A 26,073-nucleotide genomic window follows, 5' to 3' on the forward strand; every position below is an offset into this window, starting at 1 on the left:
ACTGGTATAAGTTCAGCAAAGTATAACTCAGAATAAAACCTCCTTTCCGCACCGCAAAAACAAGTATGGAAGGCAATCGAAAGTATAGATGCGTTCGAACTACAAACTCATCCAACAACTAATAACGATGCTTAATAGCTGCCGTTATACTTGCGCACAAACCACTCCACGCACACCAGGCCCAGCAGCAGGAAGAAAAGCCACTTCAGGTCCACCAGGTCGTTGAGCTCCTCTTTGCTGTAAATAACATTCTTGTGGTCGGCCTGCAGGATGTCCTGCTCCAGCTGCTGCAGCTGCTGCGGATAGTATAACTTGGATCCGCTGTTGCTGGCCAGTTGGTAAAGCAGGTTATGGTCGGCTACGGCGTTTAGGGCCTCCAGCTGCAGCTCCTCCACCACAAACTCGCCTTCGTCTTTCTGCCGCTGCCCGTTTATACTTGCCGTGGCCGTGTAGGTATAGCGCCCACCAGGCAGGGTGCCGATGTTTACACCGCTCTGGTTTTCGCCGTTGGCAAAGGTAAATGTGCGCGGCTGTTCGTCCTCCCCTCTAATGGTAAGGGTGATGCTTTGTCCGTAAACCGGCTCCAGCGCCTCGTTGTAGGCCTCGGCGTTAAAGCGAATCTCATCAGAAGAAGTGTACTCGGTTTGGGTGGGGTATACGTTCAGGCGTTTTTTATTCCGGGGGGCGCTCAGCAGCTGCACCAGGTTGGTGATGAGCTGGTTGTAGGCCTGCGGCTGCTCGTGGTTGGCTGCCTCCTGCAGGCGCCATTGCCAGGTGCCGGAAGCCAGCAGCACCGCCGTGCGCCTGTCGTCGGAGGTTTGGACGGTGAGCAGCGGCTTGTTGGTGCGCACACGGCCCACCTGCTGATAAAGTATCACCTCGGTATTGGGCGCTAACCGCACCTCGCCATATGGTACCCGGGCCGGGGGGTATTCCTGCAGCCGATCCGCGGCATTTTCGGGCAGCTGGAAGTTGCTGAAGCTGGAGTTGGGCACGGCTGTTACCTCATCCGTCTGGCCGCTGCTGTTCAGGCTGATGCCCGTGTTCAGCCGGTTAAAGCCGGACAAATCGCTTTGCGGGCCGAGGATGTAAAGAACGGGAAGGTTTTTCTGGCGCACCAGGTTGAGGGCAGGCCCGGCCCCGCCGGTGCGGCCGGGCAGTTGGTGGAGCACTGCCACATCGTAATCCTGCTGCTGCAGCTCGTTTACGCCAGGGATGAACAGCACGGTCTCATAGTTCTCATTTGATTCGATGGCAGCGCGGATAGCCTTGATGTCGGGATGCGGCGATGCGGCAGCCACCAGCACCCGGATCTTTCCTTTCACCACGTCGATGTAGGCGTGCTTGGTATTGTTGAGGGTGGTGAACTCACCTTCCAGCGGCTCTACCTGCACCACGTAGTGGCGCTTCCCGGTTCCGCTGGCCAGCACCTGAAACGGCACCTGCTGCACCGGCTGGTTATCCCGGAACGTGACTTTCTTGCTGGCAATGGTTTTGCCGTTCTCCTGAAGTATAACGTTGGCTGTTCTGCCGCCAAAGCCCTCGTGCTGCACCTCCACCTCCAGCGGGAAACGGTTGCCGCTGTAATTTACCTTGTTGTAGCGCAGCGAGGCTACCAGCACATCTTTCTTCGGTATGGTGTCGCCTACGGCCACCGGGTACAACGTATAGCCGTAATTGCTGTACACTGGCGAGATGCCTTGGTTCACAATACCATCCGACAGCAGCACCACGCCCGCCAGGTTCTGCTCGGCGTAGCCGTCCTGCACCTGCCGCAGCAGCTGGCTTAGGTTCGTTGTCTCGGAGCCGAATTGCACCTCGTTTATACTTTGTAGTTGCTCCTCGCCGAGTGTCTGAACCGCTGTGGCATAGCCCTGTTTCTCCAGCCGCTCGCGCACCTGCTGCAGTTGCTGCTGTGTGCCTTGTAGGGCCGCTGAGTCAGAAAACAGCTTCACCGACTGCGAATTATCCACTGCAAACACAATGGTGGGCGGCACCGTGGTGTTGGATACATACCTTACCAGCGGCCCCATCAGCAGAAAACACAGCACACTCACCACCACAAAGCGCAGTGCTGCCAGGCCATAGTTGAGCGGCCTGGGCCAGGGCGTTTTTTTGCTGTAGAGCAGCCACGCATACAGCGCGCCCGCTGCCAAGCAGGCAAGTATAAGCCAGGGTGAGGCGGTGGTGATGAGGCGGAACGACACTTTAAAGTTAGAAAGTTAGAAGGTTAGAAAGTTAAAGAGTTATACTTTACGGCAGTTCTGCAAGTATAGGTGCTGGTGTATCTTTTATACTTTCATACACTTTAAGACAGGCTCAGCAACTAAATATAAAGTAAAAAGACCAATGCTACTAACGTTAACGCTATCGCATTGGTCTTTTTCTATTATCAGGTTTGAGATTAGGTACTTTCCACTCCTAAACTCTCAAACTCCTAAACTCTTTAACTTATTACGTCAGCATGCCGCCGTCTACCTGCAGCACCTGGCCGGAGATGTAGGCCGAGTCGTCGGAAGCCAGGAACACGGCTGCTTTGGCCACATCCTCCGGCGTACCGCCGCGCTTCAGCGGAATCGCCTTGCGCCACTCGTCCACCACTTTCTGGTCCAGTTCGCCGGTCATCTCGGTCTCGATAAAGCCCGGGGCGATGGCGTTGCAGCGGATGTTGCGTGAGCCCAGCTCCAGTGCCACCGATTTGGTGAAGCCGATAATGCCTGCCTTGGAAGCCGCATAGTTAGCCTGGCCGGCATTGCCTTTTATACCCACCACAGAAGTAATATTGATAATAGAACCGGCTTTGGCGCGCATCATGTGCTTGGTGGCCGCCTTGGTCACGGAAAACACCGATTTCAGGTTCACGTTCATCACCGCGTCCCACTGCTCCTCGTTCATGCGCATCAGCAGGCCGTCGCGCGTGATACCGGCGTTGTTTACCACGATGTCGATTTTACCGAACTCCTTTACTACGTCCTCTACCAGTTGCTCGGCCTGGGCGTAGTCGGAGGCGTCGGAGCGGTAGCCTTTTACCTTGCCGCCGCCGGCTGCCAGCTCCTGCTCCAGTTGCTGTCCTTTTTCAACACTCGAGAGGTAGGTAAACGCTACCTGTGCGCCTTGCTCCACAAACTGTTGTGCGATAGCGCGGCCTATTCCTTTTGATGCCCCTGTAATAAGGGCTACTTTTCCTTCTAATGCTTTCATAGGCGCCAAAGTTAAAAAAGATTTCGGTAAACAGAAGAGGGGAGGAGATCGGCTGGCAAAGTATAAAACAAATCCGTTGATGATAAGCGTGTTATGGAAGGTATAGTAAAGTTAAAATGAACCACTTTTCCGGGAGATTGTACTTTAGTTTAGCTGTAGAATTCCATGGAATTGATGGTAACATATTTACAATCTGAATATTGTGCGAAAATTGTCTTTTATTTTTATAGGTTAAATTCTATTTTCGTGCGACTGTTAACCAAAGGTATCCCAAAAAATCATGTTGAAACGCAGAAAAGGACTTGCCCTCCTGATCGCGTTGTCGTTGTTGATCTGCATTACGGCTGCGCAAACATTGGACTTTATCCCATCTAACTTGCTGGGCTCAAAGCGAGTAGAAGCGGCTTCGGTGAGCGAGCTCGCTGACGCTGAGGAACACGTAAAACTGCCCGCACCCATCGTGTACGGCATCCCCACCGACTCGCTGGAGATAGTGGAGGCGGAAGTAGCCCGCGGGGAGGTGCTCTCCCAACTGCTTGCCAAGTATAACATCGACGCCACCACGGTGCACAACCTGGCCCAGAAGGCAAAAGATGTTTTTAACGTGCGCCGCATTGCCGCCGGCCGCAACTACACCATCCTGCACCAGCGCGACTCAGCCCAGACTGCACGGTATTTTATTTATGAGCCAAGCCAGGTAGAGTATGTGATTTTTGATTTGCGCGACAGCCTGAATGTAACCTTGCACCAGCGCGAGGTGCAGGTGCTGGAGCGCACGATTGCCGGCGAAATCCGCAGCTCGCTTTTTGAAAGCATGGTAGACGCGGGTGGCTCGCCGCAGCTGGTGAACCTCTTTGCCGATATCTTCGCCTGGCGCATCGACCTGAACCGCCTGCAGCCCGGTGATACTTTTAAGCTGATCTATGAGGAGAAAGTAGTGGAAGGGCAGAAGATTGGGTATGGCGAGCTGAAGTCTGCTGTGTTTGCGCACGAGGGCGAGGAGATCTACGCCATCGGCTTTGACGAGGGCAACGGCCTGAACTACTACGACCAGAAGGGGCAGAGCCTGAAAAGGGCATTCCTGAAGGAGCCGCTGGAGTATACCCGCATCAGCTCGCGCTATACCAAAAGCCGCTTCCACCCGGTGCAGAAGCGCTACAAGCCGCACCTGGGCACCGACTTTGCCGCGCCGCACGGCACGCCCATCCGTACAGTAGGCGACGGCGTGGTGCTGGCCGCCCACTATACCCGAGGCAACGGCTACTTTGTGAAAATCCGCCACAACGATACTTATACCACGCAGTACCTGCACATGTCCCGTTTTGCGAAGGGCATCAAAAAAGGCTCGCGCGTAAAAATGGGGCAGACTATCGGCTACGTGGGCAGCACCGGCCTGGCCACGGGGCCGCACCTGTGCTACCGCTTCTGGAAGAACGGCAAACAGGTAGATGCCCTGAAGGTAAAACTTCCGGCTGCCAATCCTGTTAAGAAGGAAAACATGGAACAGTTTGCGCTGATTAAGGATGAAACGATGGAGCGCATGCAGGCCATCGACATTAAAAGTATAAAACAGGAGCTGCTGGCTTCAGAAGTGACGAAGGAACCAAACGATGCATAGAACTATACTTTAGTGAACATTTAATTTTATACGACAGGAGGCGCTTTTTATAGCGTCTCTTGTCGTATTATAGCTTTTATACTTCATAGCTCCTGCTGGCGCAAGTCTTCAGACTTGTGTCCTACGTTGGCGTCAAGTTTGCAACCTGACTGGCTTGAAAAGCCATACCTATACTTTGTGTATACTTTAGCTATACTTTATACTTCAGTTTATACTTTCATAGCTGCTGCTTTCTTCCACTTGAACCAAGCTATCCTTACTAGCTTCCGTTCATCCTCCAGACTTGCATGAGCTACTGTTGCACTTCTGGCTTTGGAGCTCTCAAGCCCGAGAGGCCTCGCCTTGGGGGTAGGGGCCCTCGATAAGGGCATCGCGCGGTGTACATTTCCTTTGCTGCCCTTCGGTCGCAATGCCTTTCAGGCACCGGAAATCTAGAAGGCGCTCAACCCAAAGGCTGGGATATGGTCGATAGCCACTGCTAGCTGCTAATACTACTGTCCCCTTGAGGGGACTTCAGGGGTGTAAAGCCAGTGGTAAAAGCTTTCGCTAAAAGTAAACACCCCTATGGTCCCCTCAAGGGGACAGTTTCTGTAGAATTTAACAGCCAAAGTCCCCTTTGAAGGGGCCAGGGGATGAGAATCGCCTGCCAGATTTATACTTTGCACAGACAGCAGCGATGAAACTTATACTCCAGCCAAAGTAATGGCAGGCTCCCCGCCTTAGATAAGGAGGGGTAGGGGTGGTTGGACACGGTATTCTCGGCTATACAGTTTCTGTAGGTATTAAGCGTATCAAGGGATCATGTTACGCACCGGTCAGACACTTGCACCTGTAAAAGAAAATAGACGCAAAACCTGCGTCTATCCAAGTATAAAATCTTCGTAATTTATTACATCCTACAAATCACCGGTCCTACTTACAATACTTCTTCAGATAAGGCTCAGCCTCTTTCAGGCCGAGTTTCTTGGCGGTGGTCCAGTCGGCGCAGGCGTTGGCTTTTTCGCCGATGTTGTAGCGGGGGGCGCCGCGGTTGTAGTAGGCTTCTGCGTAATCCGGGTCCAGCTGGAGGGCCTTGGTATAGTCGGAGATGGCGCCGCTGTTGTCTTTGAGGGCGTAACGCACCAGGCCGCGGTTGTTGTAGGCGCGGGCGTCCTTGGGCTTTAACTCGATGCCTTTGTTAAAATCCTGAAGGGAAGCTTTGTAATCGCGGAGGTTATACCTGGTGAGGGCACGGCTCAGGTAGGCCTCAGCATACTTTGGGTTAACCGAAATGGCTTTGGTAAAATCGTCAATGGCTCCCCGGTAATCGCGCAGGCGGTCTTTGGCCACGCCGCGGTTGGTCAGGGTGGCGGCATGGCGCGGCTCCAGCTTCAGCACCTCGTCGTACTGCTGTATGGCTTCCTGGTAGCGGCCGGCCTTAAACTTCTCGTTCCCGTTCCTGAAATAATCCTTGGAAGTTTGCTGTGCGGCAGCGCTGAAGCTAAACAGGACGAAAATCAAAAGGGGTAGAACTTTGTGCATAGGTACTGACTAATTTATACTTTCGCGGGCTAAAGTATAGAATTGAGTGTATTAGTCAAAATTATTTTTGTATTATTAAAGTATAAGTGGAGTTGAATATAGTTTTTGCGATAATATCCGTCTTAAAATCAGGAGGGTAAAAGGTGGTTTTGCAGAGTTGGGATTATCGTTTAATTTTGTCTGCAAACTTATAATAAAGAAACTATGGCATCAAAATACGATTTAGTAGTGCTGGGTAGTGGCCCGGGAGGCTACGTGGCGGCAATCCGTGCCTCGCAGCTAGGGATGAAAGTAGGCGTTGTCGAGCGCGAGTCGCTGGGAGGCATCTGCCTGAACTGGGGCTGTATCCCGACCAAGGCACTGCTGAAAAGCGCTAACGTGTTTGAGTATATTAACCACGCAGCCGACTATGGCATCAGCATCGGCGAGGCTTCGGTTGACTTTAATAAAGTAATCCAGCGCAGCCGCGGCGTGGCCGATGGCATGAGCAAAGGCATCCAGTTCCTGTTCCGCAAGAACAAGATCGACGCCATCATGGGCAACGGCAAAATCGTTGGCAAAGGCAAGCTGGAAGTGACAGATGCCGAAGGCAAGAAGAGCATTGTAGAAGCTGACAACATCATCATCGCTACGGGTGCCCGCTCCCGCGAGCTGCCTAACCTGCCTATCGACGGCAAGAAAATCATCGGCTACCGCCAGGCCATGGCCCTGGAGAAGCAGCCTGAAAGTATGGTGGTGGTAGGCTCTGGCGCTATCGGCGTGGAGTTTGCCTACTTCTACAACGCCATGGGCACGAAAGTGACCATCGTGGAGTATATGCCGAACATCGTTCCGGTAGAGGACGAGGAGGTTTCACGCCAGCTGTCCAAGTCTTTCCGCAAGTCTGGTATCAACATCATGACCGACTCTTCTGTGGAGCACGTGGATACGAAAGGCGACCTGTGCAAGGTAACGGTGAAGACGGCCAAGGGCGAGGAGATCCTGGAGGCGGAAGTGGTGCTTTCTGCCGTGGGTATCCAGACAAACCTGGAGAACATTGGCCTGGAAGAACTGGGCATTAAGGTAGACCGCGGCCGCGTGGTGGTAGACGAGTTCTACAAAACCAACGTGGACGGCATCTACGCTATCGGCGACATCGTGCCGGGCCCTGCGCTGGCGCACGTGGCCTCTGCCGAGGGAATTATCTGCGTGGAGAAAATTGCCGGGCACAACCCTGAGCCGCTGAACTATGGCAACATCCCGGGCTGTACGTACTGCTCTCCCGAGATCGCCTCGGTGGGTCTGACCGAGAAGGCTGCCCGTGAGCAAGGCCTGGAGATTAAGGTAGGCAAGTTCCCGTTCTCTGCGTCTGGTAAGGCGAGCGCTGCCGGTGCCAAGGATGGCTTCGTGAAGGTGATTTTCGATGCCAAGTATGGCGAGTTCCTGGGCGCGCACATGATCGGTGCCAACGTAACCGAGATGATTGCCGAGGTAGTGGTTGCCCGCAAACTGGAGACAACCGGACACGAAATCATCAAGGCGGTGCACCCGCACCCAACCATGAGCGAGGCCGTTATGGAAGCCGCCGCCGCTGCCTACGACGAAGTTATTCACCTGTAACGGGTAAGTATAGCAATTCAAAAAATGGGTTGGCCGGGTATCTGGCCAACCCATTTTTATTGCAGGCCCTATACTTTAGCGCGGGTTTTATTCGTTTACCATATAGTCCGGGCTTGCAATTGACCGGATTTTAATGCGTATATTGTACGCCTTTTACAGCCAGTAATTTTTCTGCCACTGCCTTTAAGGCAAGTTTGGTACTATTATAGCAGTAGGAGACCCTGAACTACATGCTGCGGGTATTTTTGCCCACGATTCACTCCTGAGTATTTCCTCCTCGTCGTGTGAGTTCTGTTTCACACAATCTAATTTCCCTTTAATGAAGCTCAAAGGCAAAGTAAAATTCGTTAACAAAGACAAAAGCCTGTTTTTCCCGACCCTCCGCAAGCGAGTAGATACTTATTTCAAGGACAATAATATTTCGAAGGAAGGCAACGCGCGCATGATCACCAAAAGCGTCATCCTGCTTTTAGGCTACGTGGTTCCGTTTGTGCTGCTGCTCGCCTTTACCCCCTCGCTGGGCATCAGCCTGGCCCTGTGGCTGGTGATGGGCGTGTGCCTGGCGGGCATCGGCATGAGCGTGATGCACGACGCCAACCACGGGGCCTACTCCAAAAACAAAACCATGAACTACCTGATGGGCCACTCGGTGAACCTGGTGGGCGGTTCGGCTTTTAACTGGAAGCTGCAGCACAACATCCTGCACCATACTTATACCAACGTGGTGCACATGGACGAGGACATACAGGACCGGGTGATGCTGCGTTTTTCGCCCCACACCGATGTGAAGTTTTACCACAAACTGCAGTGGATCTACGCTTTCTTCTTCTACGGCCTGCTGACGCTGTACTGGGTGATTCTGAAAGACTTTGTGCAGTATATCGGCTTTATCCGGAGCGGCGTGAATGCAAACTCCAAATCAGAGAACCGGGCGGTACTAGCAAAAATCGTGGTAATGAAGGTTTTATACTTCTTCTCGATGCTGGTGGCCCCGACGCTTCTTTTTGGCATCCCGTTCTGGGAGGTGCTGCTGGGCTTTGTGCTGATGCATTTTGTGGGTGGAATTATACTTTCAGTTGTCTTCCAGCTGGCGCACACCGTGGAGGGCACGAGCCACCCGCTGCCTTGCGAGAATGGCACCATTGAGAACGACTGGGCGATACACCAGCTCAACACGACAGCTAATTTTTCGCGCAACAGCAGGTTGCTCTCCTGGTACGTGGGCGGCCTTAACTTCCAGATTGAACACCACCTGTTTCCGCGTATTTGCCACATTCATTACCCGGCTCTGGCCGAAATTGTGCGCCAGACAGCCGAAGAATTCGACATTCCATACTTAGAGAACAAGACTTTCCTGACGGCTGTGCGCTCGCACCTGGCCACGTTGCACCGGTTTGGCCGGCTGGAGTTGCCCCACCTGAAGGAAGTAATGGCGTAACACGCGTTTTATACTTTAAAGCAAAGGGCAGGAGGGCAACTTCCTGCCCTTTGCTTTTGCCCATGCGGCATTTCCATTCCGGCTTAGCGATTTTAAGTAAATTTGCGGCTATAAAAAGCTATGCCCATGCCCGATATCCGCATCACGCCCTGCACCACTGCAGACCTGTATACTTTGCAGGACATTGCCATCCGATCCTACAACGACCATTATTTATACTTATGGTTTGATGGCGGCGCCTGGTACGTAGACCGCAGCTTCCGGGAGGAAACGTTGCGCGGGGAGTTAACCGAACCGAATGCAGCCTTTTACCTAATCTACTATCAGGAGGAACTGGTAGGCTTCCTCAAGCTCAACCTGCACAAGGAGTTCGAAAACCATACTGCTGCGGAGGCCCTGGAGCTGGAACGCATCTACCTGACCAAAGCTGCCTCGGGCAAAGGCATTGGCCGGGAAGTGGTGGACTTTACTAAAGCGGTGGCAGGCAAGTATAACAAGCGCCTTATCTGGCTCAAAGCCATGGACAGCAGCCGCTCCGTGGACTTTTATGAGCAAAACGGGTTTGTGAAGTGTGGTACCTATACTTTGCCTTTCGAGCAGATGAAGCCCGAGTACAGGGGCATGTACGTGATGAAGCTGGAGATTTGAGGGATCTGAGCAATGTTACGCCAGGGCAGTTAGATTAGCGTTAACGGAGTAAATGCGTACTATACTTTTAGTAACTCAAATCTGACAAATCATGAAAATAGCCATCATAGGAGCCAGCGGAAAAATCGGTTCCAGAATCACAGAAGAAGCCCTGAACAGAGGTCACGAGGTAACAGGCATTGTGCGCCACCCGGAGAAGCTGACGCTTGAAAACGAGAGCCTGATTGTAACGGAGGGAGACGTGCTGCACCCTGACGATCTCGCTGCCAAGATTAGGGAACATGATGCCGTGGTGGTGTCCTACAGCCCGGGTTGGGGACCGGGAACCGATTACCAAAAGCACGTGGAGGTGGCCGAAAAGGTGCTGGCAGCCGCGAAGAAAGCCGGCGTGAAGCGGGTGCTGAACGTGGGCGGTGCGGGCAGTTTGTATGTGGCCGAAGGCGTGCAGGCCGTAGATACGCCAGAGTTTCCCGCCGATTGGAAAGAAGGCGCCTCTGCCCAGCGCGATTCCCTGGAAGTATACCGCAAGGAAAAAGACCTCGACTGGACCTTCTTCAGCCCCTCCTTCATGATTGGCCCCGGCGAGCGCACCGGCAAATTCCGGCTCGGCACCGAGAACCCCATCTTCGACGACAAAGGCGAAAGCAACATTTCCTACGAAGACTTCGCCGTAGCCGTGCTCGACGAGCTGGAGAACCCGCAATTTATTAAGCAGCGCTTCACTATTGGGTACTAAAGTGTGAGCTTGTATCTTCTCCAGCCCTTTGGATACTTTGCAGTAACGGGTCCAACCACCCCTACCCCTCCTTGCCAAGGAGGGGAGCCTGTTATTGCTGTGGCAGAAGTATAAGTTTCATTGCCACAGTTCTCGCGCGGACAGGTCGCGACCTGTCCCTACTGGTATAAACCCACCCCTAGCCCCTCCCAAGAGGGGAATCTATACTTACAACACTCCCTGTCATCTCGGATGCAGTGAGATATCTATCCGAAATTCTAACTAGTTCTCTCCCCAAGCTCGAGATGACAGTAAGGGCAGGAGCTATCGAAGTGCTTCCCAGCCTTTGGGTTGAGCGCCTTCTAGATTTCCGGTGCCCGTCAAGGGCATTGCGGAGCAAAGGAAATGTAGACAGCGCGATGCCCGAAGGCGAGGCCTCCCGGCCTGGGAGGGAGCCAAGTTGGATATGCAACGAGACGTCTGTGGGAACTAGAGGATGAGCGGTAGCTAGTAAGGATAGCTTAGCTCAGGTTGCGGGAAGCGCTGGCTAATAGCGGCACAAGCGGACGCTTGCGCCAGAGAAAGAGTATAGAAATTATAGCTGACAAGTATAAAAAAGCCGCTACAACCACGTTCTTTCTCCATTCCCTAAACTTAAACAAACCATCCCCTGTTTCTAGAACAACACATCTGAAAGTATAGCATCAGAAAGTATAAACTTGAAAGACATCCTAGACATACTCATTATCGGGGCCGGACCGATTGGCCTGGCAGCAGGACTGGAGGCACAGCGCGAGAAGCTAAGTTACCTGATTGTAGAGCGCGGTTGCCTCGTGAACTCCATCTACAACTATCCGCTTAACATGACCTTCTTCTCCACCTCCGAAAGGCTGGAGATTGGCGGTATTCCCTTTACCTCGCTCAACGCCAAGCCCACGCGGGCCGAGGCGCTGGAGTACTACCGCCGCGTGGCCGACTCGGCGGACCTAAATATAAACCTCTTTGAAGAGGTGCAAAACCTGCAGCCGGAGGGCGAAGTATACCGCATCTTCACGAGCAAAGACGAGTACCTGGCGCGCAAGGTAGTGGTGGCCCTGGGCTTTTACGGCATCCCGAACCTGCTGCATGTGCCCGGCGAGGAACTGCCCAAAGTTCGTCATTACTACTTCGACCCGCATTATTACTTCCGCCAGAAGGTGCTAGTGGTAGGCGCCAACAACTCTGCCGCCGACGCTGCTCTAGAAACCTGGCGCAAAGGGGCAGACGTCACGCTGGTGGTACGACAGCCGGAGCTGGGAAGTATAAAGTACTGGACCAAACCCGACCTGGAAAACCGCATCAAAGCCGGCGAGATAAAGGCGTACTTCAACACAAGTATAACCGAAATCCGGGAGCGTGAGGTGGATATTCAGACGCCGGAGGGCAAACTGACGCTGGAAAATGACTTTGTGCTGGCTATGACAGGCTACCAGCCGGACTTTAGCTTCCTGGAAAAGATAGGGGTAAAGCTGAGCGAGGACCAGAAGCGCTACCCGCAGTACGATACTGAAAGTATGGAAACCAACCTGCCCGGCGTGTACCTTGCCGGCGTAGTCTGTGGCGGCATGGACACCCACGTCTGGTTTATCGAGAATTCCCGCGAGCACGCCGTGAAGATTGTGAGACACATTAAAGAGGAGTTGCAGGCCGAGAAAGTATAAAATACCGTGGTGTAAGCACGAGATGGTGCCTGAGGCGAATTTTCTAGCTCTCTTCCCACGGTAAAAGCAGGTTTTTGCAGTGCCGGGCCCAACCACCCCTTACCCCTCCTTGGCTAAGGCGGGGAACATGTCATTACTGGTGTTAAAGTATAAGTTTTGTAGTTGCTGTCCCCAAAAGTATAAACCTGGCACACGATTACACCCCTGTGGTCCCCTCAAGGGGACAGTCTGTACCTGTTGCATAGTAAAGACAGAGGCTATCGAATGAATTCCAGCCTTTGGGTTGAGCGCCTTCTAGATTTCCGGTGCCCGTAGGGGCATTGCGACGTCAGGAGCAAAGGAAATGTAGACAGCGCGATGCCCGAAGGCGAGGCCTCCCGGCCTAGGAGGGCACCAAAGCCCGAATTGAAACGATCCGCTTGTGGTAACTAGAGGATGAACGGCTGCTAGTAAGGATAGCTAGGTTCAAATGGAAGGAAGCCGAGGCTATGAAAGTATAGCCGAAGTATAAGTATGGCTTTTCAAGCCACTCGGATTGCAAATCCGAGGAAATAGCAAGGCACGGGTTGCAAACCCGCGCCAGCAGGGTATTTGAGACAGCAGCGTATGTATACGCTAGTAGAGTAAAGAGTATAGCAGCAGGTATAAAAGTATAACCAAAGTATAAATCCTGCCAAAATAGGAACTGAGCAAACCTGGCGTTATCTTTGCAGCTTGTGTTTCGCTCAAGTTCCTAAAAGAAACTATACTTTCCGTTTTTAGGTTGATGAGAGCAACACCGGTCGGGAATGGCCTTTTGCAGCCTGCTGCAGTGATATCAAATTCCGGCCAACCTTACCGCAAAGTGGCGCACATGGCGTCGCGCGGTTTTTAATTCAAAAACCATTTGATGACATTCGAGAATCTAAACCTCATTGAGCCAATCCTAAAAGCTCTTAAAACAGAAGGATACACCACCCCAACTCCCATCCAAGCCAAATCTATCCCGCTTATACTTCAGAAAAGAGACCTGTTGGGTTGTGCCCAGACGGGTACCGGGAAAACGGCGGCTTTCTCTATTCCGATTCTGCAGCTGCTGCACGAAAAACAGGGAAGCGACAGAGGGCAGCGTAAAATCAAGGCGCTTATCCTGACGCCCACCCGCGAGCTGGCACTTCAGATTGCAGACAGCATTGAGGCGTATGGCAAGCATACGGGCCTGAAGCATACCGTTATTTTCGGTGGTGTGCCGCAGAAGAAGCAAACCGACGCCCTGCGTGCCGGTGTGGACATTCTCGTAGCTACCCCGGGCCGTCTGCTTGACCTGATGGCCCAGAAGTACATCCACCTGCAGCATATTGAGCTGTTTGTGCTGGACGAGGCCGACCGCATGCTGGACATGGGCTTTGTCAACGACGTGAAAAAGGTGCTCAAAGTGCTGCCGGAGAAAAAGCAGTCGCTGTTCTTCTCGGCTACCATGGCCACGGAGATTATGAAGCTGGCCGACACCATCCTGGTAGACCCTGCCAAGGTGGAGGTAACGCCGGTATCGTCTACGGCCAACACGATTCAGCAGTCGGTATACTATGTAAAAGGGCCGGATAAGCGCAAACTGTTGCTGCACCTGTTAAAGGATGATGCCATGGAAAGCGTACTGGTGTTTACCCGCACCAAGCGTGGCGCTGACCGCGTGGCCAAGGACATTGCCAAGGCCGGCGTAACGGCGGAGGCCATCCACGGAAACAAAGCGCAGAACGCCCGCGTGCGTGCGCTGGATAACTTCAAGTCACGTAAGACGCGCGTGCTGGTAGCTACCGACATTGCCGCCCGCGGCATCGACGTGGACGACCTGAGCCACGTGGTGAACTACGAACTGCCAAACGAGCCGGAGACCTACGTGCACCGCATCGGTCGTACGGGTAGGGCAGGGGCAAGCGGCATTGCTTTGTCGTTCTGCGGAGCCGACGAGGTGCCGTACCTGGCCAGCATCCAGAAGCTGATTTCCAAGAACGTTCCGGTTATTGACAACCACCCGTTCCCGCTCACGGCCAAGGATTTTGCTGAGGCGGCCAGCACGGTGAAAGAGCAGAAGAAGCAAGGCGGCCGTGGTGGCAGAAGCCGCTGGGGCAACAAACCAGCAGCAGCCAGCAGCAATGGCAGTGGAGATTTCAGCACGCAGAACCGTGGTAATAACGGCGGAGGCGGACAGCGCACAGGCGGAAACCGCAGCAATGGCAACCGCAATAGGTCGCACCGATCCACCTAATCAGCATACTTAAGTGTAAAGTGTAAAAGCCCTGCCGGATATGTTCTGGCAGGGCTTTTTGTTTATCTGATTTTCCATAACCTCGCAACGTCATCCAGACTTGCGGGTGTCTTTTGAGTTTATGCCGCAAGTTTAGCACTAGCGTAACTTGTGGCTGTACATAGCAGCAAGTTTGCAATTTGCTTTGAAAGAGCAAAGATTAGCAATGGTTCAAGCCATACTTTATACTTCCTGCTAAAACACCTAGAAACCCTAGCTTACCCCTCCGTCACCGCCTGCCGCGTGTGGCTCACCAGGTATACTCCGGCAAAGATAAGCAAGGCAAAGAGTGCCTTCTGCACCGTAAAGACATCCTTACCGGCCCATACCGCCACCAGAATAGCCAGCACCGGCTGCAGGTAGATGTAGGCGCCTACCAGCGAGGGATTGGCGTAGCGCAGCGCCCAGGTGTTGAACAGGTACGCGATAATCGTCACGGCAATCACCATAAAGGCAATCGCCCACCAAATGGACGCCGGAAAGGAAGCGTAATCGGGCGCCATTACCTGCTGCCAGCCGAAGGGAACCACAATTACGGCGCCTACGGCAAAAATGCGGCTCACGACGGTAAAGGCGTTATACTTCTGCATCAGCGGTTTTACCAGCACCAGGTACAACCCGTAGCTGGCTGCGTTCAGCACGATCAGCAAATCGCCCAGCAGGTTGCCGGGAGTGCCCTCGCCGCTGGAAGTATAAATAAGCAGAAAGGCCCCGGCACAGGCCAGCGCAATCCCGCCCACTTTCCGCAGGCTTACCTTTTCCCGCAAAAGTATGGCCGAGAACATGAGTACAATAATCGGTACGATCACCATGAGCAGCGCCGCGTTGATGGGCGAGGTGAGGTTGAGTCCGCCGAAAAAGCCAAGCTGGTTGATGGCAATGCCCGTGATGCCGCAAAGTACGGCGCGCAGGTTGTCGGCCATTCCTACGATCTTTTCCTTGATCACCAGCCGCGAAAAAATGCCAAAGAAGATTGCCGCCGACACCACCCGGATTACAATCAGCCCGTAAGGACCCACATAAACCGGCATCACTTCCTTGGCTATACTATAGTTGCTTCCATAGATCAGGGCCACCAAGAAAAGTGCCCCATGCACCTGCATTTGCTTGCTCATAGCACAAAGGTACGCGCTTCTTCCAATCCTGCCGTATAAGGACAAACAAGAAAAAGACATTGCATGAACCAGCTGCCGCTTACCGTCCGGAGAGCCATTGAGATTACCGGACTATTCTTTTTGGGTTGGATTATCGTACTGGGCAGAGGCCTGCTGGCCCCGCTGCTCATGGCGTTCTTTATCAGCATCATGCTGCTGCCCATCTACCGCTTCTTCCGGAACCGTAGGTTTCCTGATACGGTGGCTATTGGCATTAGTCTGCTCGCGCTTATCGTTATCCTGGGAGGCATCGTCTGGTTTTTCTCTTCCCAGATGAGCATCCTGATCCGTGATTTCCCCACTATCCAGAAAAACGTGATGAACCACCTGACCGCCCTGAGCGAGTGGGTTGGGAGCAAAACGCCTTTCTCCACGCAGGAGCAGACCGCTTTTATCCGGGAGCAGAGCAACAACCTGCTCAACTACGCCGGCAACCTGCTGGGGACCGTGGCGGGGAGCGTAACAGGCACGCTGGTGTTCCTGGGGCTCTTGCCCATTTATATTTTTCTGCTGCTGTTTTACAAGAACCTGCTGCTGCGCTTCGTGTTTCTGTGGTTCCCGCGCGAGCGGCACGAGAAAGTGGAGGAAACGCTGGGCGAGATACAGGCCATCATCAAAAGCTACCTCTTCGGGCTGCTGATCCAGGTGACGTACATGACCATTCTGCTGGGCGGTATCCTGATGATCATCGGCATCAAGCACGCGTTGCTGATCGGGGTGATCTTCGCCTTCCTGAACCTGATCCCGTACGTGGGTGCCCTGCTGGGCAACATCATCGGGGTGCTGCTGACGCTGGCTTCTTCGGAGGAGCTGTGGCCGGTGCTGGCGGTGCTAGGTACCATCGCCGTAGTGCAGTTTCTGGATAACAACATCCTGATGCCCCGCATTGTGGGCTCTAAAGTGAAGATTAACGCGCTGGCGACCATTGTGGGCGTGGTGCTGGGCGGCGAGATAGCGGGGATAACCGGCATGTTTCTGTCGCTGCCGGTAATTGCCATGCTGAAGGTGATTTTTGACCGCACCGATCAATTTAAGCAATGGGGCGTGCTGTTTGGCGACGAACGACCGGAACACAGCCCCATGGCGGTACCGGCGTTTCGCTGGCGGGGCGATCGCATCCGCAAATTTCTGGAGCGCAAAAACAAGATAAAGCCGCCGCATGCCGACTAAAGAGACCTGTTTTATACCTGCCTCTTTGGCTGCAAATTCGTAGCTTTGTTTTTAACCGATTCCGGAGAAAGTATAGAGCAGATGAATCACCCGAACATACCTTTGGCCGAGCGCATGCGGCCCCACAACCTCGATCAGTATTACGGACAAAAGCACCTGGTAGGGCCCGATGGCATCCTGCGCCGCTACATTGAGGGGGGCGTGATCCCAAGTATGATCCTGTGGGGACCTCCCGGCGTGGGCAAAACCACGCTTGCCAACATCATTGCTAACCAGATGAAAGTGCCTTTTGTGGCCCTGAGTGCCATTAACTCCGGCGTAAAGGACATCCGCGAGGTGATAGATCAGGCCAGGAAACGTCAGGGCACGGTGCTGTTTATCGACGAGATACACCGCTTTAACAAATCACAACAGGATGCCTTGCTGGGTGCCGTGGAAAAAGGCACGGTAACGCTGGTGGGCGCCACGACCGAGAACCCTTCCTTTGAGGTGATCTCGGCCTTGCTGTCGCGCTGCCAGGTATACATCCTCAAGCATTTATCCAAAGACGAGCTGATTGAGCTGGTGGACAAGGCCCTGGAGCAGGACGAGTGGATGCGCCACCGCAAGGTGCGTGTGGAGGAGTATGAGGCCCTGCTGACCATCTCCGGCGGTGATGCCCGCAAGCTGCTGAACCTGCTGGAGATTGTGGCCGAAGGCGTAAAAGCCGAGGAGGTGGTCATCACCAACGAGTTGGTGAAGCAGGTGGCGCAGCAGAACATTGTGATGTATGATAAGAGCGGCGAGATGCACTACGACTTGGTGTCAGCCTTCATCAAATCCATCCGCGGCTCAGACCCCAACGCAGCCGTGTACTGGCTGGCCCGCATGATCGAGGGCGGCGAGGATCCTAAATTCATTGCCCGCCGCTTGCTCATTTCCGCTTCTGAAGATATCGGCCTGGCCAATGCAAACGCGCTGCTGATGGCCACCAACTGTTTTCAGGCGGTGCAGATGATCGGCTACCCCGAGGCGGAGATTATACTTTCGCAGTGCACGGTGTACCTGGCCACCTCGCCGAAGAGCAACGCCAGCTACAAAGCCATCAAAACAGCCAGGGCCCTGGTGCAGCAGACCGGAAACCTGCCGGTGCCTTTGCACCTGCGCAACGCCCCCACCAAGCTGATGAAGGAGATAGGCTACGGCAACAACTACAAGTATGCCCACGACTATGAGGGCAACTTTGTGCAGCAGGAGTTCATGCCGCAGGAGCTGAGCAACACCGCCCTCTACCAGCCCGGCAACAACGCCCGCGAGCGCGACATGCTAAAGCAGCTGCAGGCGCAGTGGGGAAAGAAATACCGGTATTAAGAGTTAGAAAGTTAAAGAGTTAGAGAGTTAGAAAGTTGGATAAACTGACAACCAATAACTAATAACTAGCAACGATTAACGAACACATGAGCAGGTTTGTATTTATACTTTCGTTTGGGCTGCTGATAGCCTTTTACATCGCGTGGGGCTTGCTGGGTTTTGCATTCGGGGGCATCCTGACGGTGGTGGGCACCATTGCGCTCATCTACTTCAGAAGGCGCTACCTGGGCATGCGGCCATACTGGGCGGGACGCTTGTCTGATATCCCCAAATACTTTAAATTACCCTGAGTTACAACTTTCTAACTTTTAACATTCTGACTTTCTAACTTAAAAGGTTTGTCTAGAAATTGGCGTGGTTGGTCGAGTAGGTGCGAAAAGGATGAACTTTAAGCAATATTTTTGATTGTCAAGTACGGGGGCAGACGGCTCCCGAAGTATAAAGAATCAATCCAAACCAAATAATACCAGAATAAACCATGCTAAATTTCCTGAAGTATGTGCTGGCTACCTTTGTAGGCCTGCTCATATTCTGCTTCATCAGTCTGCTGATCCTGATAGGTATACTTGCCAGCGCAGGCTCTGACAATGAGGTTAAAATTGCCAACAACTCCGTACTGGAGCTTAAACTAGACAAACCGATTTCGGAGCGCGACCCGAAAGATCCCTTCTCAGAACTCGGCTTCTCGTCCGGCCCTTTCTCGGGCTTTGTTTCCAGCACCGATGGCCTGGACCAGATTAAGGCGGCCATCCGCCGCGCCAAGCAGGACGACAAAATCAAAGGTATTTTCCTGAACATGACCTTCGTGGATGGCGGAATGGGCAAGCTGGAGGAAATCCGCAAAGACCTCCTCGACTTTAAAGAGTCCGGCAAGTTTGTGGTGTCCTATACCGATCTGTCTACCGAAAAAGCGTATTACCTGGCTTCTGTTGCCGATAAAATCTACATAAACCCGATGGGTACGATGGAATTTAACGGCATGAGCTCCGAGCTATACTTCTTCAAGCGCATGCTCGACAAACTGGGCATCGAGGCGCAGATCTTTAAGGTAGGAACTTACAAGAGCGCCGTGGAGATGTTTGCCATGGAGCAGGCCAGTGAGGCCAACAAGGAGCAGGTTACCTCTTTCCTGAACTCTATCAACAGCTACCAGCTGGAGCAGATTGCCAAAACGCGCGGCATGACCGCCGAAGAGCTTAAAAACATACAGGATAACCTCTTGGTGCGCGACCCGCAGGACGCCAAAAAGTATAAGCTCGTGACCGATGTGGGCTATTTTGACGAGGCCATCAAGTACATGAAGGACGAGATTGGCCTGGAGGAGAAAGACAAGCTGGAGCTGGTGCAGCTCTCCAAGTATAAAAAAGTAAAAGACAAGAACATCAGCACCTCCAAAAACCGCATCGCCCTGATTTATGCCGAGGGTGACATTGTGGACGGGGAAGGCGATGAGGACAACATTGGCAGCCGCCGCTTTTCCGACGCCATCCGCGACGCCCGCCTCGACGAGAACGTGAAAGCCATCGTGCTGCGCATCAGTTCGCCGGGCGGAAGCGCCCTGGCCTCCGATGTGATCTGGCGCGAAGTGCAGCTGGCCCGCGAGGTGAAGCCTGTTATCGCCTCCATGTCTGATGTGGCGGCTTCCGGCGGTTACTACATTGCCATGGGTGCCGATACGATTGTGGCGCACCCCAACACCATTACCGGAAGTATAGGCGTGTTTGGCGTGGTGCCGAACATGGAGGGCTTCCTGGGCGATAAGCTGGGCATTACCGTAGACCACGTGAGCACCGGCAAATTCTCCGACATGCCTACCGTTACCCGGCCTATGACAGGGCAGGAGAAGCAAATCATGCAGCACCAGATCGACCAGATCTACGAAGTGTTTACCAGTAAGGCGGCGCAGGGCCGTAACATGACGCAGGACCAGCTGAAGGAGTATGCCTCCGGCCGCGTTTGGTCTGGCATTGAGGCCAAGGAGCGCAAGCTGGTGGACGTGTACGGTGGCCTGGATGAGGCGTTGGCCATTGCCGCTAAGAAAGCCGGCGTGGAAGGCGATTACCGCCTGAAGGAGCTGCCGGCCCGCAAAACGTTCTTCGATGAGTTGCTGGGCGGTAGCATGGGTTCCAAAGCCAAGGATCAGGCCATTAAGGCCGAGATGGGCGAGATGTACCCCCTCTACAAACTTTACAAGAAGGCCTCCACCATTGTGGGCGCACAGGCCCGCATGCCGTTCGAGATGGTAGTGGAGTAATTCCAAATGAATAAGTAACGCAGCACTGCTGTAGAAGTATAGAAAGCGCCTCCAGGACATCGGACTGGAGGCGCTTTTGTTTTCGGGGCATGCAATTTTTTTGCAACTTGCCCACCTATACTTATTGCTGCAGCTTATAGCAGCTCACAAGTATAAATTATAGGCAGAGCGTAAAGTATGGGGCATGATGAAAATCATTTCAGCGGACAAGTCAAACGTGTTACTTCGTCTTGCAAAAGGTAGAAACTCATTCACCCATTCGCTCATTCACTCATTCAAAATTATACTATGCAGCAACTACACGAATCCACAGCACATATTAAACGGGTTACCAACGACTTTGCACCCGAGTTTGGCATTATACTGGGCACCGGCCTGGGCGCATTGGTAAACGAGCTGGAGGTGGCCTACTCCCTTCCTTACGCCGAGATCCCGAATTTCCCGGTTTCTACGGTGGAGAGCCACTCCGGCATCCTGATCTTCGGGCACCTGGCCGGGCGCAGGGTGGTGGTGATGCAGGGGCGCTTCCACTTTTACGAGGGCTACAGCATGGAGCAGGTGGTGTTTCCGGTGCGCGTGATGAAGCTGTTGGGTGTGAAGAAGCTGTTCGTTTCCAATGCGGCGGGCGGCCTGAACCCAGCCTTCAACACCTCTGATCTGATGATTATCACCGACCACATCAACCTGCAGCCAAGCAACCCGCTTATCGGCAGGAACATGGACGAGCTGGGCCCGCGCTTCCCGGACATGAGCGACACGTATGACGAACAGATGGTGCGCCAGGCCATGGTGATAGCCGAAGATGCCGGCTTTACGGTGCAGGAGGGCGTGTACGCAAGCGTTCCCGGCCCCATGCTGGAAACGCCGGCGGAATACCGTTACATACGTATAATTGGCGCCGATGCCGTGGGTATGTCTACAGTGCCGGAAGTGATTGCGGCCCGCCACATGGGCCTGCCTGTGTTTGCCGTTTCGGTAATCACGGACATGGGCACGCCGGACCGCATCAAAAAAGTAGTGCTAGCCGATATCCTGGAGGCCGCCGCCATCGCCGAACCGCGCATGACGCTGCTCATCAAAGAACTGGTGCGAAACGCCTAAGCTATAGGTACCAAAGTATAAAAGGACAGCGGCAGGGGAAATCATACTTTCCCTGCCGCTGTCCTTTTATACTTTCCCATCCTTAAACCCCTGCCCAGTATCCGAGCAGCACCAGCAGCACAACCAGGTTATGGAACATGTGCAGGGCAACAGACCAGCCCATGCCCAGCCGCAGCCGCGTGTAGCCCATAAAAATGCCCCCCACCAACTTGTGCAGCAGCAACAATAGAAACAGTGCTTGCGGAAGGGCGTAGCTTTGAGGGGAGGTAAAATGCAACAGGGCAAACAAAACCGTAAAAGTATAGAATACCAACCCAAAGTGCCGCTCCCAGAGCAGGTGCACCCTTAGTTTGTGCTTTCGGTGGGTAAGCAACCAAGAGGCGAGGCCAAGAAGCAGTATGGCCCCCATAGCGTAAGGTACCAGCGGTATGTTCAGGGCAAGCGCTACCACAGGGCCCAGACTAAGTAGGAATGTGAGCAACGCCACGAGTATAAAAGTACGCGAGTAAATCAGCGGTAACCGGAAAATCAGCTCCTCTGTTACAGGGGCCAGCAGCACCAGCGTCGCAAACAGCGGTACAAAGGAGCTTTGGGAGAAGATATACCCGGCGATGTTTGCGTTGAGCACCTGCAAACCTAACAGATTACCCAGCAGTGCAATGGCAATAAACAACCCCACCTGCAGCAGGAGCAAGATAAAAGCCAATTGGAAGATGAGGGGCAGCTTCACCTCCAGCACGTTCTGCTCGCGCTTTAGCAGCCGGGGGCGCCGAACAAACTCCCAGAGTCCTTTAAGTGTATCCTTAAGGGCCGGAGGGGCTATGTATGGCGCTGCGGCGGTATAAAAAACAGGTGTTTTCATAGAGGATTTGATGAGCTGTAATTATTATACCGATATAGTTATATAAAAATACTTATATAAACAAAGGTAAGTTCAAGTATTTATCGGAAAACGTCTATAGAAGGAGTGGTGGATAGGCGCGCATTTTACTGTGGCTGTTTGCCCGCAGCAATCACATACTTTACTGCATTTAAGCTATTTAGTTGGGCTCCGCCAAAAAAAGAGCGGCTACATTGCTGCAGCCGCCCCAAAATGCCCATGTAAGGCACCAGTTATTTTTTTATAACCACGGTTTTGCGGTCATACGCCAGGTTGGTGAAAATGCCGATGCCGCCCTCCAAGGAGGATTTGATTTGTGAGGGCTGCGCAAAGGGGTTGCCGTTGGCGTTCTTGGCATCGGAGACAGAGGCCAGGAAATCATAGTACTGCTTCTCGATGTGGTAGAGCGTTACAATCAGGGTGTCGCCTTCCGCATACCGGTAAGAGGAGCCCAGCGACACGCGCTTGCCATCCGTCAGATCATCGGAGGTGACAAAGTCCCGGTCAGAGCCGCCGCTCAGGCTGTCGACGTGGGTCATGTAGCGGTAGTAGTTGGGCATATGGGGCGCATCCTGAAACGTGGTGAGCAGTAGCGCCTCGTCCTTGTCGTTAAAGCGCCACTCCACCTCCTCTATGTTTACTTTCGGCTGGATTTTAGTGAAGCCGGAGATCTTTCGGCCGCTTCCGTCCTCTACCTCCAGGTGATAAATGTCGCCGGGCTTGCCGGTCATCACCTCTGAGGAAGTATGGGTGTAGAAGCGGCCGGTGCTTTTCACCATCACAGGCTTATACTTTAGCTGCACGCGCTTTCCGGATGGGGAGGTAATATACACGATGGCGTCCGGCACTACGGGAGGGTTGGGTTCCTCAAAGTATCCGGAACTCTCCAGCACGGTGGCCCGCATCTGCTTGCCCGGCTCCAGGTAGCACTCCACCACCAACTGCGGCGCATAGGCCGGCAGGCTCACATCAATGTCCTTCTCCAAATCGCAGGAGGAAAGCATAGCCAGCAGCGGCAGGAGCAAGTATAGAACACAGTTGCGCATCATCAGAATTTAAAGTTATAGGTAACCGAAGGGATAACCGGGAAAAGCGACACCTGCTTTGCCTGGAAGCCGACAATCTGCTGGTTTGACCGGTCCTTCTGCTGCTCAAAGTATATAAAGTAAGGGTTGCGGCGGTTATACACGTTATACACGCTAAAGGTCAGGTCGGCCTCACCACGCCGGGGCTTCAGCTTCAGCACCGCCCCCAGGTCCAGGCGGTGGTAAGCGGCCAGGCGATAAGAGTTACGGTCTTCGTAAATAGGCACAATGCTGGGGTCTTTCCCCTCCACATCCTGAAAGGCAAAACGGGCAATGGGAACCGAGTAAGGACTGCCGGAGCCATACACAAAAGCCCCCGTCAGGCTGAGGCGCTTGTTGAGCTGGTGCATCAGCACCAGGCTGATGTCGTGGCGGCGGTCGTGGCGGGCCGGAAAGCGCCTGCCGTTGTTAATCTCGTCGAACTTGCGGTAGGTCCAGGAGAGGGTGTAGCCCAGCCAGCCGGTAGTTTTGCCGCTCACTTTCTCCAGGTACAGCTCGTTGCCATAGCTTTCGCCTTTGCCGAACAGAAACTCGTTTTCCAGGCTGTCGTTTACAAAAAGGTTGGCGCCGTCGCGGAAGTCTATCTGGTGCTGCATCCATTTATAGTATACTTCGTTGGTGAGCAGAAACCGGCCTTTCCCAAACAAGTGGCTCACGCCAAGGGCCGCCTGCTGGGAGCGCTGCGGCCGCACCCCCTGGCCCGAGGGGTACCAGATATCGGTCGGGAGCGAGGCGCCGGAGTTGGTGAGCAGGTGCACGTACTGCATCATGCTGGCGTAGCTGGCCTTCAGGGACGTATGCTCGTTCAAGGTATACTTTACTGAGGCGCGCGGCTCCAGGGCAGCGTAGGTTTTGCTCCCGCTGTTAAAACCCGACAGGCGCAGGCCATAGTTAAAGGAGAGCATCGGGCTGAGCACAAAGTCGTCGGAGGCGTAGAGGCCAAACTCGCTGCCGCTGTAGGTGTTCCCGGCGCCAAAGTTCTGCGTGCTGTCCTCCGACTCAAAGTTCAGGCGGCCCACCGTAAAATCGTGGTGTGTAGCCTGCGCCCCAAATTTTAGGCTGTGCCCGTTGCCCACAAACCAGTCGAAATCACTTTTCAACGTATAATCCTGCACCTGCGAGGTCAGTTTAAAGCTGAAGATATCAATCTTGTTGTTGATGTTATACTTGTAGCCGGTGGATGTGAGGGAGGTGGAGGCAAAGAGGTTGTCGCTGAACTTGTGCCGCCAGCGCAGGGTGCCCATGGTGTTGCCCCAGTCAAAGCCAAAACTGAAGCCGCTATCGTCGAAGCCAAAGAAGTCGCGGCCAAAATAGCCGCTGAAGGTCAGGTCGTTCTTCGCGTCTAAAGTATAGCTCAGGTTGGCGTTCAGGTCATAGAAGTAGTAATCGGGGATGGGACTGAAGTCGTCGTCGCCCTCCTTGAGGCGGTTAATCTGCCGCGTGAATATATCGACATAGGTGCGCCGCCCGGAGACGGAGAAGTTAAGCTTGTCCTTCAGGATGGGACCGTCCACGGTGAGGCGCGAGGAGATAAGCCCCAGGCCGCCGCTGCTGCTGATGCGTTCGTTGTTTCCCCGGTTCATCTTCACATCCACCACCGACGAGAGCCTGCCGCCAAACTGCGCCGGAAAGCCGCCTTTGTACAGCTCCACGCTCCTCACTGCATCGGGGTTAAACACGCTGAAAAAGCCAAAGAGGTGCGAGGGGTTGTAGATCATGGCGTCGTCCAGCAGCACCAGGTTCTGGTCGGGGCCGCCGCCGCGCACATACAGGCCGCTGGTGCCCTCCCCCCCGGACTGGATGCCGGGTTTCAGTTGCAGCGTTTTTACCAAGTCTACCTCCCCGAACAGAGCAGGCAGCAGTTTGGCCTCTGTGGAGGAGAGCGTTTCCACGCTCATGCGGGTGTCGTTCAGCTTCTGCTCAAGGGAGCTGGCCTGTATCTCCACCACCTGCAGTTCGTTGCTGGCCGGCTGAAGTATAAAATTTATACTTTGCCCGGTTGTTGCCACCCTGATGGTGCGGGTGCCGGTGGTATAACCAATGTAAGTAGCTTGTAAAGTATGCTCCCCCTCTGGCAGGCTAAGGGTATAATAACCATTCTCGTTGGTGATAGTGCCGGCCCCCGACTCTGGCGAAGTTACCGTGGCCCCGATCAGCGCCTCACCGTTGCTGGCGGCGCGCACGTAGCCCTGCACCACCTGTCGTTGCGCCCAGGCTGGCCAAGAAATGAAGAGCAACAGTAACAGTAAGGTAGTATAGTAAATTCGCATGTATCCATCTGTTACGGTGAGGCAAGGCTAAAATAACCAGAAGTACCGGCAACAGGAAATAAACTTTTATCAGTGAGTCTTAGGG

The 26,073-nt window shown here is 53.7% G+C and carries 19 protein-coding genes; 12 read left to right on the plus strand and 7 right to left on the minus strand.

Annotated features, from left to right (window positions below):
* Window positions 1-131: 131 nt before the first annotated feature.
* Both C8N40_RS04485 and fabG read right to left on the minus strand, forming a co-directional pair.
* Window positions 132-2,207, minus strand: coding sequence for a hypothetical protein (locus C8N40_RS04485; RefSeq protein ID WP_108210593.1), 2,076 nt, complete (start codon window positions 2,205-2,207; stop codon window positions 132-134).
* Window positions 2,208-2,454: 247 nt separating this feature from the next.
* Window positions 2,455-3,201 (minus strand): 3-oxoacyl-[acyl-carrier-protein] reductase, encoded by a 747-nt coding sequence (gene fabG / locus C8N40_RS04490; protein ID WP_108210594.1) that lies wholly within the window; start codon window positions 3,199-3,201, stop codon window positions 2,455-2,457.
* A 280-nt stretch (window positions 3,202-3,481) separates the two neighbouring features.
* Here fabG and C8N40_RS04495 point away from each other — a divergent pair, with 280 nt between their 5' ends.
* Window positions 3,482-4,819 (plus strand): peptidoglycan DD-metalloendopeptidase family protein, encoded by a 1,338-nt coding sequence (locus C8N40_RS04495; protein WP_108210595.1) that lies wholly within the window; start codon window positions 3,482-3,484, stop codon window positions 4,817-4,819.
* Window positions 4,820-5,731: 912 nt separating this feature from the next.
* Here C8N40_RS04495 and C8N40_RS04500 read toward each other — a convergent pair.
* A complete protein-coding gene (locus C8N40_RS04500; protein WP_108210596.1) occupies window positions 5,732-6,340 on the minus strand; it encodes a tetratricopeptide repeat protein in 609 nt (202 codons plus the stop codon).
* Between the two features lie 204 nt (window positions 6,341-6,544).
* Here C8N40_RS04500 and lpdA point away from each other — a divergent pair, with 204 nt between their 5' ends.
* The 6 genes from lpdA to C8N40_RS04530 all read left to right on the plus strand — a co-directional run bounded on the left by lpdA (window position 6,545) and on the right by C8N40_RS04530 (window position 14,685).
* Entirely contained in the window at window positions 6,545-7,939 is a 1,395-nt protein-coding gene (gene lpdA / locus C8N40_RS04505; protein WP_108210597.1) for a dihydrolipoyl dehydrogenase, read from the plus strand.
* 319 nt (window positions 7,940-8,258) lie between these two features.
* Window positions 8,259-9,377 carry a fatty acid desaturase family protein gene (locus C8N40_RS04510; protein ID WP_108210598.1) on the plus strand — a complete coding sequence of 373 codons (1,119 nt, stop codon included), beginning with the start codon at window positions 8,259-8,261 and terminating at the stop codon, window positions 9,375-9,377.
* Window positions 9,378-9,503: 126 nt separating this feature from the next.
* On the plus strand, window positions 9,504-10,025 hold the full coding sequence (locus C8N40_RS04515) for a GNAT family N-acetyltransferase (RefSeq protein ID WP_108210960.1): 522 nt from the start codon (window positions 9,504-9,506) through the stop codon (window positions 10,023-10,025).
* A gap of 91 nt (window positions 10,026-10,116) precedes the next feature.
* Entirely contained in the window at window positions 10,117-10,761 is a 645-nt protein-coding gene (locus C8N40_RS04520) for an NAD(P)-dependent oxidoreductase (RefSeq protein ID WP_108210599.1), read from the plus strand.
* 698 nt (window positions 10,762-11,459) lie between these two features.
* A complete protein-coding gene (locus tag C8N40_RS04525) occupies window positions 11,460-12,440 on the plus strand; it encodes a YpdA family putative bacillithiol disulfide reductase (RefSeq protein WP_108210600.1) in 981 nt (326 codons plus the stop codon).
* An 889-nt stretch (window positions 12,441-13,329) separates the two neighbouring features.
* Complete coding sequence (locus C8N40_RS04530) at window positions 13,330-14,685, plus strand: DEAD/DEAH box helicase (protein ID WP_108210601.1); 1,356 nt, start codon at window positions 13,330-13,332, stop codon at window positions 14,683-14,685.
* A gap of 257 nt (window positions 14,686-14,942) precedes the next feature.
* Here the strand turns inward: C8N40_RS04530 and C8N40_RS04535 are convergent, their stop codons facing one another.
* On the minus strand, window positions 14,943-15,839 hold the full coding sequence (locus tag C8N40_RS04535; RefSeq protein WP_108210602.1) for a DMT family transporter: 897 nt from the start codon (window positions 15,837-15,839) through the stop codon (window positions 14,943-14,945).
* A 63-nt stretch (window positions 15,840-15,902) separates the two neighbouring features.
* Here C8N40_RS04535 and C8N40_RS04540 point away from each other — a divergent pair, with 63 nt between their 5' ends.
* The 5 genes from C8N40_RS04540 (at window position 15,903) to C8N40_RS04560 (ending at window position 21,753) form a co-directional block, all read left to right on the plus strand.
* Window positions 15,903-17,048 (plus strand): AI-2E family transporter, encoded by a 1,146-nt coding sequence (locus tag C8N40_RS04540; RefSeq protein WP_108210603.1) that lies wholly within the window; start codon window positions 15,903-15,905, stop codon window positions 17,046-17,048.
* Window positions 17,049-17,129: 81 nt separating this feature from the next.
* Window positions 17,130-18,398: a replication-associated recombination protein A gene (locus C8N40_RS04545; RefSeq protein WP_108210961.1), complete on the plus strand. Its 1,269-nt coding sequence runs from the start codon at window positions 17,130-17,132 to the stop codon at window positions 18,396-18,398.
* 86 nt (window positions 18,399-18,484) lie between these two features.
* Complete coding sequence (locus C8N40_RS04550; RefSeq protein WP_108210604.1) at window positions 18,485-18,688, plus strand: hypothetical protein; 204 nt, start codon at window positions 18,485-18,487, stop codon at window positions 18,686-18,688.
* Between the two features lie 188 nt (window positions 18,689-18,876).
* The gene (sppA, locus tag C8N40_RS04555; RefSeq protein ID WP_108210605.1) at window positions 18,877-20,652 is read left to right on the plus strand and encodes a signal peptide peptidase SppA; all 1,776 of its coding nucleotides are present in this window, start codon (window positions 18,877-18,879) and stop codon (window positions 20,650-20,652) included.
* A 288-nt stretch (window positions 20,653-20,940) separates the two neighbouring features.
* Window positions 20,941-21,753, plus strand: a complete 813-nt coding sequence (locus tag C8N40_RS04560) for a purine-nucleoside phosphorylase (protein ID WP_108210606.1) — start codon at window positions 20,941-20,943, stop codon at window positions 21,751-21,753.
* Between the two features lie 82 nt (window positions 21,754-21,835).
* Here the strand turns inward: C8N40_RS04560 and C8N40_RS04565 are convergent, their stop codons facing one another.
* From C8N40_RS04565 to C8N40_RS04575, 3 genes are all read right to left on the minus strand, one after another.
* The gene (locus tag C8N40_RS04565; protein WP_108210607.1) at window positions 21,836-22,615 is read right to left on the minus strand and encodes a hypothetical protein; all 780 of its coding nucleotides are present in this window, start codon (window positions 22,613-22,615) and stop codon (window positions 21,836-21,838) included.
* Between the two features lie 251 nt (window positions 22,616-22,866).
* On the minus strand, window positions 22,867-23,682 hold the full coding sequence (locus C8N40_RS04570; RefSeq protein WP_108210608.1) for a DUF4249 domain-containing protein: 816 nt from the start codon (window positions 23,680-23,682) through the stop codon (window positions 22,867-22,869).
* Window positions 23,682-25,955: a TonB-dependent receptor gene (locus C8N40_RS04575; RefSeq protein ID WP_245904990.1), complete on the minus strand. Its 2,274-nt coding sequence runs from the start codon at window positions 25,953-25,955 to the stop codon at window positions 23,682-23,684. The genes C8N40_RS04570 and C8N40_RS04575 overlap by 1 nt, the downstream gene beginning before the upstream one ends.
* Window positions 25,956-26,073: the final 118 nt, after the last annotated feature.

This window comes from Pontibacter mucosus (genome assembly GCF_003054055.1).
Taxonomy (GTDB): Bacteria; Bacteroidota; Bacteroidia; order Cytophagales; family Hymenobacteraceae; genus Pontibacter; species Pontibacter mucosus.